This window comes from Mariniphaga sediminis (genome assembly GCF_003573545.1).
GTDB lineage: Bacteria > Bacteroidota > Bacteroidia > Bacteroidales > Prolixibacteraceae > Mariniphaga > Mariniphaga sediminis.
In genome coordinates this window covers 130,155-150,334 of record NZ_QWET01000004.1, presented here as the reverse complement: position 1 = coordinate 150,334, position 20,180 = coordinate 130,155, and the positions used below count along the sequence as shown (strand labels likewise).

The following is a 20,180-nucleotide window of genomic DNA, read 5'->3' as shown; positions in this document are numbered from 1 at the left end:
AAATTAATAAACCAAACCAGACTAACCTGCATTATCCCTGACTGGTTTTACCTTCTTTTAATTTTTTGGGATCAATTTTTTCCCCTTTAACCTTATCGTCTTTGTTTAACCCGGAGGTGATTTCAATATTAATCCCGTCGGAAAGGCCTGTTTGAACGAACCTTTTTTCGAACTGTTGATCCATATCGGTTTGTACCTCAACAAACGATGAGTCGTGTTCAAATTTTAGCAGTCCTTCCGGAATGACCAGCACGCTATCTCTCCTGTCAAGGACTATGTTGGCATTGGCGCTGTATCCGGCGCGGATAAACTGGTCTTTCGTGAGTTGAACGCTGGCTTTTATCTCAAACTGAATAGCCCCGTTTTCTTCCAACCCTTTCGGAGATATATATTCCAGTATTGCGCTGAATTTCTCCTTTTCAATAGCACCTATTTCCAGTTCGATGGGCATTCCCGTCTCAATCTTTCCTACTTCTGTCTCATCTACTTTTCCTTCAAAAATCATATCATTCATATTGGCAACGGTAGCAATGGTGGTACCGTCGTTAAAAGTGTTCGACTGAATAACGGAGTTGCCCGCTTTCACTGGTACATCCAGCACCGTGCCGGTAATGGTTGAACGCACCAGTGTATTAGTAGTGGTTTCTGCCTTTTTTGTTACGCCGTTTTTTATTAGCTCAAGGTTATTCTCCGCAGCGTTTAGTTCTTCTTTCTGCGAATCGTACACCACTTTGGCATTTTTAAACTCTTCATAAGAGATCACATTTTTATCGAATAAACCTTGTTGCCGTTCATAATCGGTTTTGGCATCTTCAAAATTGATTTTTGCCCGGTTTAGGCGGGTTTCGGCAGCATTAAGCGTCACCATGTCTGGAATGATTTTAATCCGTGCCACCACCTGATTTTTTTCTACTTTATCTCCTGCTTCCACAAAAAGTTCGTCGATGATCCCTGAAACCTGCGGTTTGATTTCGATTTCAAACCGTGGAACCACTGAGCCGGTGGCTACTGTTTTGTTGATCACATCACTGACAAACGGGTTTTTGGTTTCAAATACATCCGGTTTCTTTTTCGATTTGTTATAAAGGAAAAACAGGGTTCCCCCGAATATCCCTGCTAAAATCACTATTCCTATGATCCTGAGTGCTTTCTTCATGGTCTTTTTTGTTTTCTGTTATAAAATGTTTTCTATTTTTCTTCTCTTATGGCATCAATTGGTTTAATCCTGACCGCCCGGCGGGCCGGAATCATTCCGGCAAAGACTCCGGAAAAAATCAGTACGGTAAGTGCCGAAATCGCCATCCTGAAACTTATTTCAGGCCGGCGAAAAAACACTTCGTCGCCGCCGGCCTCCAGCGCCATGTTAAGCGCCTCCAGTAATCCCACACCCAGTGCCAATCCTATGTAGCCGGCCAGCACGGTAAGAAAAACACTTTCGGCTACAATGTGCAGCATCACCTTTCCGGGAGTGGCGCCAATGGCCCGCTGGATTCCGATCTCCTGGGTGCGCTCCCTGATAATAACCATCATGATATTACTTACACCAATGATGCCGGCCAGCAGCGTACCAGTTCCTACAATCCAGGTTAGGATTTGGATGCCGTTAAACAGGGAGTTAAACTTTTTCCATTCCACCTCAATATTGAACGAGCCAACGGCCTGAAGATCGTCCGGGGCAATGTGGTGACGCCCTTTCAATAGTTCTTTTAGCCGCTCTTCAATTTTACTTACCGGAACACCCGGCACTGAAGTTACCGAGAAAAAATGCACCACATCGCCCATGTTGTAGGTTCGTTGCATAGTACTGAATGGTATCAGGATGGCTTCATTTTTTTCTCCCCCTCCAATATTGATGCGTGTTTCCGGATGAATAACTCCCACCACCTGGAAGTAAACGCCATTGATTTTCAGGTATTCCCCAATCGGATCTTCGCCTTCATCAAACATAACTTCGGCCACTCGTTCGCCAATGGTGCAAACCTTTCTGTTTTGAAGAATATCGATTTCGTTCAGCAGCCGCCCTTTTACGGGAGTCCATGGATCAATTTTGAAATAGTCAGGATAATCGCCATAAATGTTGAATGCTCCGGTTTTAATTCCTCTTATGGTATTGTCGCCACCGTAGGAGTTAGGGCCGAAAAGCCGTGGCGAAAGGTATTCCAGGTCGTTTAGGTTTGCCCTGATGTACTGGATGTCGGCATTTTTATAGTTCCATCGTCTGCCTCGCTGAAACCCTTCATAAGGTTTGCTGGTACGTTCGGTCCAGAAAAAGGCAGAGTTGGAAGCGAATGCTTTAATCCCGTCCATAATGCCGTTTTCGAGTGCCCTGCCTGCGCCTGACATAATGATGAGCATAAAAATCCCCCAAAAAACCCCAAAGGCAGTCATAAAACTGCGCATCCGGTTTTTTTTCAGTGCATCAATTATTTCTTTCCAAAGATCTAAATCAAACATTTCGGTTTAATTTTCGGGTTTCAGGTTCCTTTTATTTTTTTTTCAATTCACTTATTCATCACGCAACGCCTCAATAGGTTTAATCCGTGCAGCGCGCTTGGCAGGAATGTATCCGGCAATAGCCCCTGCAATAACTAGAAGCATGGTGGCCGTTGCAGCTACATTCAGACTTACTGTGGGGTTTCGGAAAATGATGTCGCCATTTCCGTTGTTGGAAGCTGCGGCAGTGGCGTATTGTTGTTCCACAAAAAAGTTGAGTCCTTCCATCAAACCGGTACCGAGTACCAGTCCGATGTAACCGGCAACGGTTGTGATCAGTATCGACTCCAGTAGAATAAGTCCGACCACCGAAGAAGGGCTTGCTCCAATGGCTTTGCGGATGCCAATTTCCTTGGTACGCTCTTTTACTACAATCAGCATGATGTTGCTGACTCCCACCACACCGGCAATCAACGTCCCGGTGCCAATAATCCAGATAAATATTTTTATCGCCTGGAAAATCCGCATGGTTTGCAGGTAGTTTTCCAGTTTGTTGTAGGAGCCCAATGCAGCACGGTCAGTAGGATCAAACTTATGTTTTCGCGCCAGTGCGGCTCTTACTTTCTCCTCCACGGCCTTGCTTTCTTCAATGGATTGGGCATTGATGGTAAGTGCAAAGTTGTGCAGCCGGTTGGCCCCGTTAAAAACTTTTTGGCCTGTGGAAACGGGAATGTAGGCATTCCTGTGGCGGGTGCCACCGCCTTCCCTACATATTCCCACAACTTTGAAGGGAACGTTGTTTATTTTAATGTATTCGCCAATGGCCTCCTGTTTTTTAAACAGGGCATCGTAAATATCCTGTCCGAGCACCACTGATTTTCGGGTTTGCAGAATATCCACCTCATTGATAAACCTTCCCTGAACCATTTCGATAGATTCCACTTCTTTTAACTCAGGATGGCAGGTGATGGCTGTGTATTCGCCGAATTCGTTACCGTAGGCAAGTCTGTTCCCGGAGATGTAGTACCTGCCCGAAGCGAACTCTGTTTCCGGTATTTTTTTGATCAGATCGTAGTCACTGTTTGTGAACCTGATTTGACGGTTTTCCTTCATTCCCTGGTAGGGGATGCTGGTGCGCCCGCTCCACATCCACATAGCGTTTACGGCATCGCGCATAAAATTCTGGGCCACACCGTTGCTGAGTCCGTTGCCCGATCCCAGTAAAATCATGAGCATAAAAATTCCCCATGCCACCGAAAATCCTGTGAGGAAGGTGCGCATTTTATTTTTTTTGATAGTGGCAATAATTTCCTGCCATTTGTCGATGTCGAACATTCTTTGTCGAAAGTTTTAAGTTCCCAAATCAACTGTTTACTGACTACTGTCAACTTCTTTATGCGATCTCCAGTTCTTTGCTGTATTGATGTTTCCACTGTTTCAGATCTCCGTTTTTTATGATTTCTGAAATGATTCCGTCTTTCAGGCGGATGATTTGCCGGGTCATGGCGGCAATGTCGTGCTCGTGCGTTACAATGACCACCGTGATTCCGTCTTCATTGATTTCTTTCAGAATTTCCATTACCTCGTAAGATGTGGAGGTATCGAGTGCGCCGGTGGGTTCGTCGGCCACAATAATCTTTGGCTGGGTAATAAGCGACCGGGCAATGGCCACGCGTTGTTTTTGTCCGCCCGAAAGTTCGTTGGGCATGTGCTCGGCCCAGGAAAGTAGCCCCAGTTTATCGAGGTATTCATGCGCTATTTTATTGCGTTTTTTTCGGCTCACACCCTGATAGTAGAGAGGAAGGGCCACATTCTCCATGGCGTTTTTAAAAGAGATGAGGTTAAACGACTGGAAAACAAATCCCAGCATTTCGTTTCGCAGTTGCGCCGCCTTTTTCTCCGACATTTCTTTCACCAGCATCCCGTTCAGGTAATACGACCCCTCGTCATAATTGTCGAGGATACCGAGGATATTGAGCAGAGTAGATTTTCCGGAGCCCGAGGAGCCCATAATGGAGACAAATCCGCCCTCTTCTATCTCCAGATTAATTCCTTTAAGCACATGAAGCGAATTGCTTCCTGTACCGTACGACTTGTGTACATTGTTTAAACGAATCATTGTTTTTCTGTTTTCACTGTTTGCGTGCCACCTGTTGGTGGAATTTTATATTCACTATAAAAATCTTGGTTTTTTGTGCTATCCTTTCATTTATTCGATCAACACCCTGATTTTTTATGTGAAATCAGGCTTTTTCCGTTCCTGTGCATCTCATCCGAAAGATGTTTCCGGGTCAATCTGATAGAAGTTAATCTTTCCAACGGAATTCGCTCTGTTATAACATGAGACGCTTGAATGACGGATTCGTTACAGTGATGAAACAATTTTGTTTCCAATCACAAAAAGGATGGCGGTTTTATGGGGTTTCGTAAAAAAGGACGGTCTGATAAAAACGTATATTTTAATAATGGAGGAGACTATCTTCTGCGTTCAATGCAGCAGATGTCACAGGTTATACAAAATTATAGTGGAGTTCCCGGAAGCAGGTTTTGCCCATAAGGCCACAATGTGGTAGCTGTATGTTAAAAGAGCTGGCGGATTCTGGTGATCATATCTGTTGTATCTGAGCCATTTATCTTCTGTCTCGTTTTTTACTTGTTTTTCTTCCGGATTTTGGGTTATCTTTGTTTTTTGTTGAAAAAGCTATGACAGAAAAACCTTTGATATTAGTTACTAACGATGACGGTATTCATGCTAAAGGTCTCCGCGAACTGGTGGAGGTGATGCATTTTTTTGGAGAGGTAGTGGTGATCTCATCCGAAGTTTCAATGTCGGGAAAAGCCTGTGGTATCACAGTCGATCAGCCGTTGCGTGTTACACCTGTGGAAAAAATTCATGGAGCGCCTACATGGAAGAGCAGCGGCACACCGGTAGATAGTGTAAAATTAAGCTTCAACAATCTGTTCGATCGTACCCCCGACTATGTGGTTTCGGGTATTAACCACGGCTCCAACTCCTCGATTAGTGTTATTTACAGCGGTACAATGGGTGCTGCTATTGAGGGGAGCCTGCATGGAGTACCTTCCGTTGGTTTTTCACTCGACGATTTTGATTCGGATGCTGATTTTTCAAAAGCAAAAATTGTGGCGGCCAAAGTTTTTCAGAGTGTTCTCGACAACGGCCTGGCCCCCTTCACCTGCCTCAATGTAAATATTCCCAAAGGGAAGCCCCGGGGGATAAAAGTTTGCCGACAAACCCACGGCAAGTGGATGGAAGAATTTGAAAAACGCACTGACCCGCACGGAAGAGAATACCATTGGCTGGCAGGTCATTTTAGAAACTTTGAAGAAAATTCGGATGAAACGGACATTCATGCCCTCCGGAATAATTTTGTTTCGGTGGTACCTGTTTCGGTTGACCTTACCTGTTACAAAACGCTGGATAAACTGAAAAACTGGACATTTTGAAGCAGCGAAAAAAAAGACATCCGCTTGATTCTCCGGGTATCGGATTTTTAACTGGTTTTTTAGTCCCGGTTTTGGTTTTCCTGGCAGTTTTCTACTTCGGAGAGCAGGGTGTTTCCTTTAATAACTATATAAAAAACCTTTGGCACCTGCAGGCGCTGGTAAAATTGGGCAGCCTGTGTGTATTTGCCAATTTGCTGGTATTTATGGGTTTCATTCGTTTAAAATACGACCAGTCGGCGCGGGGCGTACTGGGGGCTACAATCCTGTATGCCCTGGCTGTTTTAGTATCAAGAGCATTTTAGCATCATAACCGACCATGAATTATAGTTATTCATATAGAAGTACGATTCCAATTTTTTTGGAAGTTTTCTGTCTGGCTATGCAAGCCGGGCAGGCATCGAACGTCGATAAAAATTAACGATTATAATGAGATGAAGTATTACCTGATATCCGGAGAAGCCTCGGGCGATTTGCACGGCTCTAACCTGATGCGGGCGTTGAAAATAGCTGATCCGGAAGCCCGGTTTCGCTTTTTTGGTGGCGACCTGATGCAGGCAGAGGGCGGGACGTTGGTAAAGCATTACCGCGAAATGGCTTTTATGGGAATCCTGAATGTGGCGCTCAATTTGAAAACCATCGGACGAAACATGAAAATCTGTGAGCAGGATTTGCTGGAGTACCGGCCCGATGTGCTCATTTTGATAGACTATCCCGGTTTTAACCTGCGCATGGCCAAGTTTGCAAAGCGCCACAACATTCGCGTGTTTTACTACATTTCACCAAAAGTTTGGGCATGGAAAGAATACCGGGTAAAAAAAATTAAAGCATTTGTGGATGAAATGTTTACCATTCTTCCTTTTGAAACCCGTTTTTTTGAAAAGCATGGAATAAAGGTTCATTTCGTTGGAAACCCCTTGATGGATTCCATTGATTCTTTCAGAAAAAAAGCGGTACCGAAAGAACAATTTTTGCACGAAAACAATTTTGACGATCGTCCGATTGTGGCGCTTCTGTCCGGCAGCCGGAAACAGGAAATAAAAAATACATTGCCTGTAATGAAAAAAGCTGCCGCCTGCTATCCTGAATTTCAGTTTGTAGTAGCCGGTGTTTCTTCCATCGATCCGGGAATGTATGAAAAAATTCTTCAGGGTTTTCCTATTCCGGTGATTTACAATCAAACGTATGATATCCTGAACCATGCACATTCCGCCCTGGTTGCATCCGGAACTGCAACTCTTGAAACGGCTTTGTTTGGCGTTCCGCAAACTGTGTTGTACCGCGTGGAAGGAGGCTGGCTGACGCAGGTAATTATGAAAAAATTTTTCCTGAAAGTAGAATGGGCCTCATTGCCTAACCTTATTCTGAATAAAGAAGCGTTGAAAGAATATATTCAGGTGAACCTTACTTTTAAAAATGTAAAGAATGAGTTGCACCGGCTTCTGTACGAACAAGACTACCGGAGGAAAATAATGGACGATTATAACCGTTTAAATGAATTAATGGGAGAGCCGGGCACCTCGGAACGGGCAGCGCAAAAAATGGTAGACCTGCTTAAAGCCAGTTAGTTTTGTTCAGATCAGAAAATTTAATGAGGAGTATTCCCGGAGGGAAACCCCGGAACTTTAAACTTTAAACTGCAATGTACAGTTTATTCAAAAAAGAGATAAAAACATTTTTTGGTTCGTTGATTGGCTACCTGGCTATCCTTGTTTTTTTGCTGGTTGCGGGGCTTTTTTTATGGGTATTTCCTGGTAGTTATAACATTCCCGATAGCGGGTATGCTACGCTTGAAGGTTTTTTTGCCCTGGCTCCCTGGCTTTACCTGTTTTTGGTTCCGGCCATTACCATGCGTTTTTTTGCCGATGAAAAGCGCAGTGGGACCCTTGAAGTGCTGCTTACCCGTCCGCTTCCCGATTTACAACTCATTTTGGCCAAGTTTTTGGCCGGTATGGTGCTGGTAACGTTTTCACTTCTTCCCACCCTGCTTTGGTTTTTGTCGGTTTACCTGCTTGGAAATCCGGTAGGAAGTATTGATACCGGCGCTACGTGGGGCTCCTTTTTTGGCCTGTTCTTCCTGGCTGCCATTTATGTGGCCATCGGCATTTTTGCCTCATCGCTAACCGACAACCAAATCATTTCTTTCATTTTTGCCATGGTGTTGTCGTTTGTTTTTTACCTGGGATTTGGTTTTATCGCCAGCGCTGGAATTCCTTATCTGCTCGAACAGGTTCTTGACTGGATGAGTATCGACAGCCATTATTTGTCGGTATCGCGAGGCGTCATTGATCTGCGCGATCTTGTTTATTTTTTGGGAATGACATTCCTGTTTCTTTGGTTAACCCGCGGATTTCTTAGGAAGGGTCAATGGAAAAGGAGAAAAAGTATCCGGAAAACAATCGTTTTTTTTGTTTTGACTGTCGTTGTGTTCATTGCATCCGGGAATTTTCTGTACCGGTTCGACCTTACTTCAGACAAACGGTATTCACTCTCTTCGGTTAGTGCTGAAATAGCATCCGGATTGGAACATCCGGCGGAGGTAGAATTTTACCTCGCCGGAAAACTGGAGCCCGGCCTGCGAAAGTTACAACAGGAAGTATTTGAGAAAATTGCAGTTCTTAATGTTTATTCTCCCGAAAACATTCGGGTAAAAATAACGGACCCTTACAGTATTACCAATCCTGAAAAAAGAGAAGAATTTATTGATAAATTGGTTAACAAGGGTATCCGGCCCACCAGCTTCAGGCAGCAAACCGACCAGGGAGTGAGCAGCCGACTTATTTTTCCTGGAGCAACAATTCGCTATAATGGGAAAGAAACAGCGGTGAACTTTCTGAAATACAACCCCGATTTTTCGCACGAAACCAATTTTAATCATTCGGCTGAAAGCGTGGAATTTGAACTGGCAAATGCTTTTCAGAAGCTGATGCGCACCCGGCGTTCAACGGTAGCATTTCTTGAAGGACATGGCGAAGCGGGCCCTTTCGAGGTATACGATTTTGCTTCAGCCCTTTCCGAAGATTTCCGGGTGAAAAGAATCCCTTCCGATTCGCTGTTTGCCCACCCGGAAGAAACAGACATTTTAATTGTGGCCGACCCGGAAATCCCTTTTTCGGAGAAGGACAAATTTTATATCGACCAATATATTATGCAGGGCGGCAAGGTGCTTTGGCTTATCGATCCGGTTCAGGTAAGCCTCGATAGCCTTTCGAAAGGTCATTTGACCATGGCATTCCCGCGGGATTTGAATCTGAACGACCAGCTTTTTCGCTACGGTGTTCGGCTCAATTACGAATTGTTGCAAGACGTGGATTGTGCCCGCCTTCGGGTAAATACCTCCCTGCCCGGTAGCCCTCCTCAGTTTACGCTGCATCCGTGGTACTACTCTCCGCTGCTGGTGCCCTCCGACAGCCATCCGCTCAGCCGGAATTTGAACCGGGTATTTACGGAGTTTGTATCTTCCGTTGATACTGTTTCCGGAGATCCAAATGTAAAAAAGGAAGTTATTCTTTCTACCTCGCCTTTTGCCCGTACTGTAAAGTCACCTTCCACCGTCAGCTTGCGTAACATCGATAATCCGCCGGCACGTGAGTTGTTCAATCAATCGTTTATTCCGGTAGGAGTGCTGCTCGAAGGTTCATTCACTTCGGTGTTTAAAAACCGGATGCTTGAGGCGCTGGGTATTTCGGCCCGGCAGGTAATATCCGAAAGTCTGCCAACCCGGATGGTGGTAATTGCCGACGGCGGAATGATTACGAACGGGGTAGATTATTCGACGAGCCCGCCACGTGTGCAGGAGGTGGGATTCGACCGGGTTTCCGGTCAAACCTTTGGCAACAGGGAATTTTTACTGAATTCCGTTTATTACCTGAACGACGATCGGGGAATTATGCACCTGCGCAACCGTACTCAAAAGCTTAGGCTCCTCGACAAGGTCCGCCTGCGCGAACAAGAAATGTTCTGGCAATGGCTGAATGTGCTGCTGCCGCTGATTTTGGTAAGTCTGTGGGGAATGGTTTATAACTTCCTGCGCCAGCGTCGGTTTGCCCGTTCATAAAACCTTGAAAAAATCAAAGTTTTCAATACAGGGAAAAATGATTAAAGTTTGTATATTCGTTCCTGATTTTTCCTTTTTCACAAATGGCTGAATCAAACAAAAAGCAGGTATTTCCTGAACCGGAAAGGTATCTGTTCACATGAAAAAAACAAAATAAAATATTTACTATGAAGTTTGTTGTTTCAAGTACCGATTTACTGAGCCACCTGTCAGCTATCAGCAAGGTTATCAGCAGCAAAAGCACCATGCCTATTTTGGACAATTTTCTGTTCGGGTTAACCGATGCGGAACTGACCATTACGGCATCCGATCTCGAATCGACGTTAATCACCCACATGGAACTGGACAACACCGAAGGTGAGGGTGTCATCGCCGTTCCTGCAAAGTTGTTAATTGACACCCTGAAAGAATTTCCCGAACAGCCGTTGACCTTTCAAATTAACACCGATAATTTTAGTGTTGAAATTTTTTCCGATAATGGGAAGTATAGCATTGTAGGGCAAAGTGGTGAAGATTTTCCTGAACTCCCTGAAATGGGTGAGGAGGAAGCTACTTCGGTTACCATTGGTCCAAAAATTTTGCTGAACGGCATTGAAAAAACATTGTTTGCTACTGCCGATGATGAGTTGCGCCCGGTAATGAATGGTATTTTTGTAGAACTCACACCCGAAAGTATGGGGTTTGTGGCTTCAGATGCCCATAAACTGGTACGTTACCGCCGTTCGGATGCTGCCTCTGAGTTTGAGTCGTCGTTTATCCTTCCCAAAAAGCCGGCCAGCCTGCTGCGGAACCTGCTTCCAAAAGAGGAGTATGATGTGAAGCTGGAATTCGACAACAAAAATGCGATGTTTACCCTTACCAATTATAAACTCATTTGTCGCCTCGTGGAAGGAAATTATCCGAGTTACAACTCGGTGATTCCGAAGGATAATCCAAATAAAATGATTATAGACAGGCTGGCATTTTACAACACGGTTAAAAGGGTGTCGGTTTTCTCTAATCAGGCAAGCAACCTGGTAAAACTCAATATTAACGATAATCAGTTGGTGGTTTCGGCACAAGACATCGACTTTTCCATTTCTGCTGTTGAACGGCTGAGTTGTGAATACGACGGTGAAGAAATTGAAATCGGCTTCAAATCAACCTTCCTGTTGGAAATACTTTCCAATATTTCGGCCAGCGACGTGCGGATGGAAATGAGCGACCCGTCAAGGGCCGGCTTACTTTTGCCTGTCGAAACTGAAGAAGAGGCGGAAGATGTGCTTATGCTTTTGATGCCAATGATGATTAATGCCTAAAATTTTTTGATGCAGCTACAATTAAAAAACCCAGTCGTTTTTCTCGACCTTGAAACTACAGGGATAGACATCGTAAAAGATCGAATTGTAGAAATTGCGTTGTTGAAAGTACAGCTCGACGGTTCAGAAGAGGAGTTGCTCTATCGGGTGAATCCCGAAATTCCCATTTCAGCAGAAGCTACCCGTGTACATGGAATTACAAATGAAGATGTAGCCAACGAACCTAAATTCAAAGAAGTGGCTAAAAAGCTGGCAAAATTTATCGAAGGATGTGATTTGGCTGGTTTTAATTCCAATCGTTTTGATATTCCCCTGCTCGCGGAAGAATTTCTAAGGGCTGATATCGATATCGATATGAAAAAACGAAAGTTTATCGATGTGCAGGCTATTTTTCACAAAATGGAAAAACGTACGCTGGCAGCAGCTTACCTTTTCTATTGTAAAAAGCCATTAACGGATGCTCACAGCGCTTTGGCCGATACCCGCGCCACTTACGAAGTGTTGAAGTCTCAGTTGGAGACATACCAGGGAGTAGAGTACGAAGACAACAAGGGTAAAAAATCGACGCCTATCGTAAACGATGTGGAAAAGTTGAGCGAATTCTCGGCTTATGACCACAATGTGGACTTTGTCGGGCGGATTGTGTACAATGATAAAGGAGTGGAAGTATTCAACTTTGGCAAAAACAAAGGCGTTCCGGTTGAAAAGGTACTGGAAGAGCAGCCCGGTTATTTTGGTTGGATTATGAATAGCGAATTTCCGCTTTATACCAAGAAGGTACTGACGCAGATCAAGCTGCGTATGATGGAAAAATAGGGGATGGAGCCTGCCTGACCCATTCGGGCAGGGTTTTCAAACCGCTACTTCGGGAGGGGAAATTTTTCCGCTCGGCGGAAGGACTCCTTCAGTGAATAATACCATGGCGATTCGCCAGGATACAACATGAAAGGTTGACTTCAATGAAAATAATTTGCATTGGGAGAAACTACGTGGCACATGCAGAGGAACTGAATAATGAAGTTCCGGAAGAACCGGTGTTTTTTATGAAGCCCGATTCGGCTTTGCTGCGGAATAACGATCCGTTTTATATTCCGGAGTGGACGAAAGAGGTCCATCACGAGATTGAGCTGGTGCTTCGTATTTGCCGTCTTGGAAAAAATATAGAGAAGCGGTTTGCCCACCGGTATTATGACGAAATAGGGCTGGGAGTTGATTTTACAGCCCGCGACGTTCAGAATGAATTGAAAAAAAAGGGGCTGCCATGGGAAAAAGCAAAGGCCTTTGACCGGGCGGCTGTCATCAGCAGTACTTTTTTACCGGTTCCTGTTTTCCCGGATCCCGAAGCCATCAGGTTTAAGTTGAACATCAATAACAGAAGTGTGCAGGAAGGAAATTCAGGACTGATGATTTTTGGATTCGATGAGATTGTTTCGCATGTGTCAAAATATATGACCCTGAAAATCGGAGATTTGATTTACACGGGTACACCTGCCGGAGTGGGACAAGTAAAGATTGGCGACCACCTGGAAGGTTATCTTGAAGATAAAAAACTACTTGACTTTAAGATAAAATAAAAAATCATGGCAACTAAAACTATCATTTCACTGGACCAAATCCAGAATTTTCTTGCGCCCAAAAAACTGGCTGTGGCCGGAGCTTCCAGAAATCCTAAGAAATTTGGCGGCATGGTAATCAAAGAATTAAAAGAAAAGGGATTCGATGTTTATCCCGTCAATCCCAATGCAGAGGAAATTCAGGGAATTAGGTGTTTCAAATCGATCGCTGAATTACCGGATGAGGTAAAGCATTTGCTGATGTTAACACCAAAAGAAAGTACCTCTGATGTAGCTGCGCAAGCGGTGGAAAAAAAGATGGAAATGATTTGGATTCAGCAGATGTCGGACACACCCGAAGCGGTTAAAATGATTCAGGAGGCAAACATCCCGCTGATTCATCAAAAGTGTATCTTCATGTTTGTTGACCCGGTTAAAGGTCCGCATAATTTCCATCGGTTTTTCGTGAAATTATTTGGGAAGTACCCCAAAAAAGTGCGTGCCGGGGTTCCGGGGTAGATTTTTGCATTATAGGAATGCAGCGGGTTATTCGATAATTATTTCCGTATTTCGCTCCCTGGAAGAGCAGGCTCATTGGAGCCATTCTGTTTGTTATCGTTAGGGGCTTTGTGACGTCTTGGTCGCTTTTGGATGGAGGAATTCAGAAGGGTATGTCCTTTCAAATCCGCTAAATGTTAGTATAATATTCTGGCCCGGATGGTATGCGGAATAGCTTTCAGCTCCTTCAGTATTTTTTCGCAATTGGTGCATTCAGCATCAATAATCACGTACCCGATGTCGGCATCGGTTTGCAGGTATTGTGCCGCAATATTGATCCCTTTGTTGGTAAATACGAAGTTGATGTCTTTCAGCAGGCCCGGCATGTTTTGGTGAATATGCAGGAAACGTTGCTTGTCGCGGTTGGGCTGAATGGATACCTGCGGGAAGTTTACCGCTCCTACAGTTGAGCCGTTGTCGCTGTAGCGAATCAGTTTTTCCGATACTTCCAGTCCGATGTTTTCCTGGGCCTCCTGTGTACTTCCGCCAATATGAGGGGTTAGAATTACATTGTCGAACTGTTGGAGCGGCGAATTGAATTCTTCTGTGTTTGAAGCAGGTTCTTTGGGAAACACATCGGCTGCGGCACCAGCCAAATGCCCGCTGTTCAAAAATTCTGCCAGTGAATTGTAATCAACGACCGATCCTCTGGAGGCGTTAATTAGCAGGGAACCTTTTTTCATGAGCGCCAGTTGTTGACTGGAAATCATTTTTTGGGTGTCGGGTGTTTCCGGTACATGTAAGGTAACCACGTCCGATTTCCCAAGAAGCTCGCTAAGCGATTCACAGGGGAGCGCCTTTCCCAGACTGAGTTTTTTTTCTATGTCGAAATAGAGAACGTTCATCCCAAGCGCCTCTGCCAAAATGGAAACCTGGGAGCCGATGTGCCCGTAACCCACAATGCCCAGGTTCTTTCCCCTAACTTCAAATGAATTGCCAACCTTCTTTAGCCAGTCGCCCCGGTGGGCAGCTGCATTTTTGGAAGGTACTTCACGCATGAGCATAATGATTTCGGCAACGACCAGTTCTGCAACAGAGCGAGTATTGGAGAAAGGAGCATTAAAAACCGGAATTCCCATCTGTTTGCCGGCCATCAGTTCAACCTGGTTTGTCCCGATGCTGAAACAGCCCACAGCAAACAGCTTTTTTGCCTTTTTGAGCACTTGCGGAGTAAGTTGTGTCCGCGAGCGAATGCCTAACATGTGGACATCTTTTAGCTTTTGCTCCAGTTTTTCGCCATCAAGAGCTGTTTTAAGGTATTCAATATTGCTGTATCCGGCATTTTTGAAGCTATTCACAGCCGATGGATGGATTCCTTCAAGTAGCAGGACTTTAATGTACTTTTTGTCGAGAGAAAGTTTTTTTGACATATCACCAGGATTTTCCACAAAAATAGAGTTTTTATTAAAAATGCATTCTGAAATTTTAATATTTAGATAACAATGGGTAGTGTGTTGATAATGAGTATTTAGTGTGCTGCGCATTGCAAGGGGGGATAGATTTTTAGTCTGAAATTCATCTTTTATTCAAAATATAATAAATATACTTCTTTATTTAAAGAATTTTTTCTTTATTGCCGAATATTTGAAAGCAGTTCATCGAAAACCAAAGGTAGAAACAGGCAAGTGTTTTATGACGAAAGTGGTCGTTTGAAATGTCTCATTTAAAATGAAGGATCAAAGGTTTTTGGAGTTAAATGTCTGTATTGAAAGGGAAGTTGGTTGTTTTTGTGTAACAGGTCAGTACATCGTATAAACGTTTTTGGGTAGGCTTTCGGATATCGTTCAATATTGTTTTTTGGGAATAAGATGTGACGACCTTTAATAAAGAATTTTTTCTTTAAATAAGCAAAAGAGGGTATAATTCCATATTGAGGTTGGGTACAGAAAAAGAGTTTTAATGTTTGCAGCTACAGGATAACTATATAAAACAGGAAGATTGACATGAAAGCATCTGAAAAAATTGACCTCTTAAAAAAGAAAAGGGAAGAAGCTTTGGCTTTGGGAGGTGAAGAGAGAGTGGCCAACCAGCACCGTAAAGGGAAGCTAACGGCACGTGAACGGATTGATTTGTTGTTTGACAAAGGTACTTTCCGTGAAATTGATATGCTTGTAAAACACCGTTCGGTAAACTTTGGGATGGAAAAGGTTGACATCCCTTCTGATGGTGTTATTGTGGGGCATGGAAAGGTAAACGGCCGCACCGTATTTGCTTTCTCCCAGGATTTTACATCAAGGGGAGGATCGCTTGGAGAAATGCATGCTGCCAAAATCTGTAAAATCATGGACCTTGCCGTCAAAGCCGGAGCTCCTGTTGTTGGATTGAATGATTCGGGGGGAGCCCGTGTGGAAGAGGGGGTAGATGCCCTGAAGGGATATGGTGAAATATTTATGAGAAATTCCAGGGCTTCCGGAGTTATTCCGCAGATTTCAGCCATTATGGGGCCTTGTGCCGGAGGGGCTGTTTACTCTCCCGCCATGACCGATTTTGTTTTTATGGTCAAGAAAACAGGCCACATGTTTATTACCAGTCCGTATGTCATTAAAACGGTTACAGGAGAAGAAACTACATTTGAGGAACTGGGTGGTGCCATGGCGCACAATACCAAAAGCGGGAATGCGCATTTCGCCTGTGAAAACGATGAGGAAACCATTGAGTCAATCATTGAACTTTTGGGATACCTTCCGAACAACAATTTGGAGGATGCGCCGGTTCTGCCCATGGGCGACGATCCTTCGCGCATTTGTGAAGAACTCGACACCATTATTCCGGATGATGCTAAAACACCGTACGACATGAAAACTGTCATCGAGTCGGTGCTTGACCAACAGAGTTTTTATGAAGTGCACGAGCATTATGCAGAAAACAGCATTGTCGGGTTTGGACGTTTAAATAACCGGTCGGTGGGCATTATTGCTAACCAGCCTTTAGTGCAGGCCGGTTGTCTCGATATTGATGCTTCGGATAAAATCAGCCGCTTTGTCCGTACCTGCGATGCATTTAATATTCCTTTGATCACATTTGTGGATGTACCCGGTTATTTGCCCGGAGTCCAGCAGGAGCTGGGCGGAATTATCCGGCATGGTGCCAAATTACTTTGGAGTTATGCCGAAGCTACTGTTCCAAAATTTACGGTGGTGACACGCAAAGATTATGGGGGCGCGTACCTGGCCATGTGCTCAAAACAACTGGGTGCAGATATGGTATTTGCCTGGCCAACAGCTGAAATTGCGGTCATGGGGGCCAAGGGAGCCGTTGAAGTTATTTCGGCTTATCGCAAAGAAATCAATGAGGCCGAAGACAAAGCAGCCAAAACCCGGGAAAAAATAGATGAATACGAGGAAGCATTTAACATACCGTATCTGGCAGCTCAACGCGGGTACATCGATGCGGTTATTATTCCGAATGAAACCCGCATACGGTTAATTGATGCACTGGAAGCCATGAGAACGAAGACAGAAGTCCTTCCGGCTAAAAAACACGGTAATATTCCATTCTAAAATATACTGATATGACTACTTACGAAAAAAAGAAAAAGGCAGCGATAATAGCTGCAACCTATTACATCGAACAGGAGAAAGCAAACGCAACAGTACCGGAAAATAACATGACCAGTTTAAGCAAATGGTCGCGTACCGGAATTGAAATTGCCATGAACAAGCGCCAGGTAATTCAGCTCAGAGGGCGTGTTTTGCGCCGGGCGTAATGTAGGAATGAGTACACTTGGAAACAATTAAAAATGGGAACAAATGAAACGAGTATGTAAAATATTTACACCCAGGGTGATGATTAAAATACATGCGAGTTCCATATGATACCTTTGAAAATGAACAATTTTAATCATATGAAATACGATAAACACGGAGTTATAGAAATGACTTCCATGAATTTTGACGCTGACCGTCCAAAGGCCGGTAACCCGGTCAGGATAAACGATGTTAGCTTGCGCGACGGGCACCAGTCATTGTTTGCCACGCGAGGTCGTACGGAGGATATGATCCCGGTAGCTGAAATGATTGATGATGTTGGGTTCAACGCTGTGGAAACATGGGGGGGAGCCACTTTTGATACCATGCACCGCTATTTGGGGGAAGACCCCTGGGAGCGTCTTCGTGTTCTGAAAAAGTACATGCCGAAAACGCCGTTTTCCATGTTGCTGCGCGGACAAAACGTAGTGGGGTACCGGAATTATGCCGACGATGTGGTTGAGTCTTTTGTTCAGCGGGCCGTAGACAATGGAATGGATATTTTTCGCTGTTTCGATGCTTTAAACGATTTTCGTAATTTTGGAACGGCTGCAAAGGTTATCAAAGAGAATAAAAAGCATTTTCAGGGCGTGGTATGTTATACACTCGACCAACCCCGTTTGGGTGGGGAGGTGTACAATATGGAATATTATATCGGTAAAGTGAAGGAACTGGTTGCGTTTGGAGTCGATTCCATCTGCATTAAGGATATGGCAGGATTAATTGCCCCTTATGATATCTACAACCTGGTTCGTGAGATTAAAAAAATCACTGATATTCCGGTGAATTTGCATACACACTTTACCTCCGGAATGGGCGATCTTGCTATTTTCAAAGCCATAGAGGCTGGTGTCGATATTGTAGATACCTGCATCGGGCCTTATGCATACCGCACATCCCATGCGGCGGTGGAACCCATTATCATGTCGCTTTTGGGAACAAACCGCGACACGGGATTGGATATCAATAAAGTGAATGCCATTGCCAACGAGATGGAAAAATACATTCCGAAATACCGGCACCTCGATAATAATCCGAAGTATGCTGTTACTGATATCAATGTGTTGCTGCATCAAACCCCGGGCGGGATGCTTTCGAACCTTGTTAACCAGTTGAAAGCAATGGATGCCCTGGATAAACTGGAAGATGTATTCCGGTTGTTACCTAAAGTGCGGAAAGATTTGGGGAACATTCCTTTGGTAACGCCAACATCACAGATTGTAGGTGTACAAACGGTGAATAATGTACTTTTCGATTCTTATGAAGGTGAATATGCAAAGATTACCAAAGAGGTGAAGGACCTTTGTTATGGCCTGTATGGTAAAACTACGCAACCCATCAATCCTGAAGTACAAAAGAAAGCGCTGAAGGATTATCCGCGTGGGGAAGAACCAATTATGGTTCGCCCGGGCTCGATCCTTGAACCGGAAATGAAAGAGGTAAAAGAAAAATTCAGTGATCTGGCGAAAGACCATGATGATGAATTGATTTGCGCCTTATACCCCGTAACCGGGAAACGTTTTCTGAAATGGAAATACGGACTCGAAGAGATGCCGGATGAAGTGAAACCCAAAACCATGGAACAGGTTAAAAAAGAGGACGAACTTGTTCGTAAAGCGCTGGCAGGTGAATTAACTTCGAAAAAATCAACGGGCAACGGGCGTGAACTGGAGGTGACAGTTGACGGTGAAACCTTTACCGTTGAAATCAATGATCCGAATGGAACGCAAGCTCAGGCTGCTTTTCCAAACATCCGGCGCAAAAAGAAGACCGGGATCAAAGAGGTGGAAAAAACGGGTAGCTTAACTGCCCCGCTTCCGGGAATGATCGTTGAATATAAAAAGGCAGTGGGCGATAAAGTGAATGCCGGAGAAACGGTAGTAGTTATCGAAGCAATGAAAATGATGAACAATCTGGAGTCTTCTGTTGACGGCGTGGTAAAGGAAATCAAATTTGACGCCAGTGATTCGGTTTCGAAAGGAGATGTCCTGATGGTTATTGAGCCGGCTGATTCATAGCCTGAAACTTTTTCTGAAAGAATTGTGCAACAAAAATACCGGGAAAATCCCGGTATTTTTGTTTTCTATCCTTGAGGCAATTTTGTAACTTGAATGGAGGTTTTTGCATCTTCTTTATTCGTACGTATATGAGATGGGTGAATGGAAAATATCCGTTTCAAGGGTGGCTGGGACTGATGCTTGTGGTTGTCTTTTGGTTCCTGAATTGGGGAACAGGAGGTTTGCGCACGCACCTTACATTTTTTCCCCTCTGGCTGGGCTACATCCTGGCAGTTGACGGCCTGGTTTTTATGCGGAAGGGAACTTCGCTGCTGAGCAGGAGTCCCAAAGGATTTTTTTTTCTGTTTGTATTTTCTGTCCCTTTCTGGTGGTTATTTGAGCTTTTTAACAGTGTGTTGCAAAACTGGCAGTACCAAGGCAGGGAATATTTTAGCGATACAGCTTATATTTTGTACGCTTCACTGAATTTCAGTACAGTACTTCCTGCCGTATTTGAAACGGCAGAGCTTGTGGCAACCTTTATCCGCCAGAGTTTTCTGAAGCCTCGCTGGAAAACCGGGAGAAGTCTTCCGTTGATATTCTTTGTTTTGGGATGGGGTACGCTGGTAGCATTCCTGGTGTGGCCGGCGGTTTTTTTTCCGTTGGTCTGGGTCGCCATCTATTTTATTGTTGAGCCGATTAATTACAGGCTGGGCTTTAATACTTTTTTTCAATACACGGAAAAAGGGAATTGGCGGCCGGTATGGAACTTTTGGGGTGGGGTGCTGATATGTGGCTTTTTTTGGGAAATGTGGAATTATTATTCCTTTCCCAAATGGATTTACGAACTGCCATATCTTAACGAACCTAAACTTTTTGAAATGCCGCTTGCCGGATATCTGGGGTACCTGCCATTTTCACTGGAACTATTTGCGATGTATAATTTATTGACCGGCTTAATACGGATAAAAATTCTTAAGCACTATGTCCATCCGGAATAAATTTTTACAGAAAAATGCCATCGTTCTCCGGTTGATGCAAAAACGGTAGATTCAATCGAAACATTTCACCTTTCA

17 protein-coding genes are annotated in these 20,180 nt (G+C 44.2%); 12 read left to right on the top strand and 5 right to left on the bottom strand.

What is annotated here, in order from left to right; genetic code table 11:
- Positions 1 to 31: 31 nt before the first annotated feature.
- The 4 genes from D1164_RS06655 to D1164_RS06640 are packed head-to-tail and all read right to left on the bottom strand — an operon-like array spanning position 32 to position 4,552.
- On the bottom strand, positions 32 to 1,156 hold the full coding sequence (locus D1164_RS06655; RefSeq protein ID WP_119349176.1) for an efflux RND transporter periplasmic adaptor subunit: 1,125 nt from the start codon (positions 1,154 to 1,156) through the stop codon (positions 32 to 34).
- Positions 1,157 to 1,188: 32 nt separating this feature from the next.
- The gene (locus tag D1164_RS06650; RefSeq protein WP_119349175.1) at positions 1,189 to 2,454 is read right to left on the bottom strand and encodes an ABC transporter permease; all 1,266 of its coding nucleotides are present in this window, start codon (positions 2,452 to 2,454) and stop codon (positions 1,189 to 1,191) included.
- Between the two features lie 51 nt (positions 2,455 to 2,505).
- Positions 2,506 to 3,768 (bottom strand): ABC transporter permease, encoded by a 1,263-nt coding sequence (locus D1164_RS06645; RefSeq protein ID WP_119349174.1) that lies wholly within the window; start codon positions 3,766 to 3,768, stop codon positions 2,506 to 2,508.
- A gap of 58 nt (positions 3,769 to 3,826) precedes the next feature.
- A complete protein-coding gene (locus tag D1164_RS06640; RefSeq protein ID WP_119349173.1) occupies positions 3,827 to 4,552 on the bottom strand; it encodes an ABC transporter ATP-binding protein in 726 nt (241 codons plus the stop codon).
- A 584-nt stretch (positions 4,553 to 5,136) separates the two neighbouring features.
- Here D1164_RS06640 and surE point away from each other — a divergent pair.
- The 8 genes from surE to D1164_RS06595 all read left to right on the top strand — a co-directional run bounded on the left by surE (position 5,137) and on the right by D1164_RS06595 (position 13,322).
- Positions 5,137 to 5,898, top strand: coding sequence for a 5'/3'-nucleotidase SurE (gene surE, locus D1164_RS06630; protein WP_119349365.1), 762 nt, complete (start codon positions 5,137 to 5,139; stop codon positions 5,896 to 5,898).
- A complete protein-coding gene (locus D1164_RS06625; protein ID WP_119349171.1) occupies positions 5,895 to 6,200 on the top strand; it encodes a hypothetical protein in 306 nt (101 codons plus the stop codon). The genes surE and D1164_RS06625 overlap by 4 nt, the downstream gene beginning before the upstream one ends.
- Before the next feature lie 129 nt (positions 6,201 to 6,329).
- Entirely contained in the window at positions 6,330 to 7,463 is a 1,134-nt protein-coding gene (lpxB, locus tag D1164_RS06620; protein ID WP_119349170.1) for a lipid-A-disaccharide synthase, read from the top strand.
- Between the two features lie 74 nt (positions 7,464 to 7,537).
- The gene (gene gldG, locus D1164_RS06615; protein ID WP_119349169.1) at positions 7,538 to 9,952 is read left to right on the top strand and encodes a gliding motility-associated ABC transporter substrate-binding protein GldG; all 2,415 of its coding nucleotides are present in this window, start codon (positions 7,538 to 7,540) and stop codon (positions 9,950 to 9,952) included.
- A 167-nt stretch (positions 9,953 to 10,119) separates the two neighbouring features.
- A complete protein-coding gene (gene dnaN, locus D1164_RS06610) occupies positions 10,120 to 11,250 on the top strand; it encodes a DNA polymerase III subunit beta (protein WP_119349168.1) in 1,131 nt (376 codons plus the stop codon).
- A gap of 9 nt (positions 11,251 to 11,259) precedes the next feature.
- Positions 11,260 to 12,066, top strand: a complete 807-nt coding sequence (locus tag D1164_RS06605; protein WP_119349167.1) for a 3'-5' exonuclease — start codon at positions 11,260 to 11,262, stop codon at positions 12,064 to 12,066.
- Positions 12,067 to 12,209: 143 nt separating this feature from the next.
- Positions 12,210 to 12,824 (top strand): fumarylacetoacetate hydrolase family protein, encoded by a 615-nt coding sequence (locus tag D1164_RS06600; protein ID WP_119349166.1) that lies wholly within the window; start codon positions 12,210 to 12,212, stop codon positions 12,822 to 12,824.
- Between the two features lie 6 nt (positions 12,825 to 12,830).
- The gene (locus tag D1164_RS06595) at positions 12,831 to 13,322 is read left to right on the top strand and encodes a CoA-binding protein (protein ID WP_119349165.1); all 492 of its coding nucleotides are present in this window, start codon (positions 12,831 to 12,833) and stop codon (positions 13,320 to 13,322) included.
- A 176-nt stretch (positions 13,323 to 13,498) separates the two neighbouring features.
- Here D1164_RS06595 and serA read toward each other — a convergent pair whose 3' ends face one another.
- Positions 13,499 to 14,731: a phosphoglycerate dehydrogenase gene (gene serA / locus D1164_RS06590; RefSeq protein ID WP_119349164.1), complete on the bottom strand. Its 1,233-nt coding sequence runs from the start codon at positions 14,729 to 14,731 to the stop codon at positions 13,499 to 13,501.
- Between the two features lie 573 nt (positions 14,732 to 15,304).
- Here serA and D1164_RS06585 point away from each other — a divergent pair.
- The 4 genes from D1164_RS06585 (at position 15,305) to D1164_RS06570 (ending at position 20,105) form a co-directional block, all read left to right on the top strand.
- Entirely contained in the window at positions 15,305 to 16,861 is a 1,557-nt protein-coding gene (locus D1164_RS06585) for an acyl-CoA carboxylase subunit beta (RefSeq protein WP_119349163.1), read from the top strand.
- An 11-nt stretch (positions 16,862 to 16,872) separates the two neighbouring features.
- A complete protein-coding gene (locus D1164_RS06580) occupies positions 16,873 to 17,067 on the top strand; it encodes a hypothetical protein (RefSeq protein WP_119349162.1) in 195 nt (64 codons plus the stop codon).
- Between the two features lie 120 nt (positions 17,068 to 17,187).
- The gene (locus tag D1164_RS06575) at positions 17,188 to 19,125 is read left to right on the top strand and encodes a pyruvate carboxylase subunit B (RefSeq protein WP_206610942.1); all 1,938 of its coding nucleotides are present in this window, start codon (positions 17,188 to 17,190) and stop codon (positions 19,123 to 19,125) included.
- A 128-nt stretch (positions 19,126 to 19,253) separates the two neighbouring features.
- Positions 19,254 to 20,105, top strand: coding sequence for a hypothetical protein (locus D1164_RS06570; protein ID WP_119349160.1), 852 nt, complete (start codon positions 19,254 to 19,256; stop codon positions 20,103 to 20,105).
- Positions 20,106 to 20,180 lie beyond the last annotated feature (75 nt).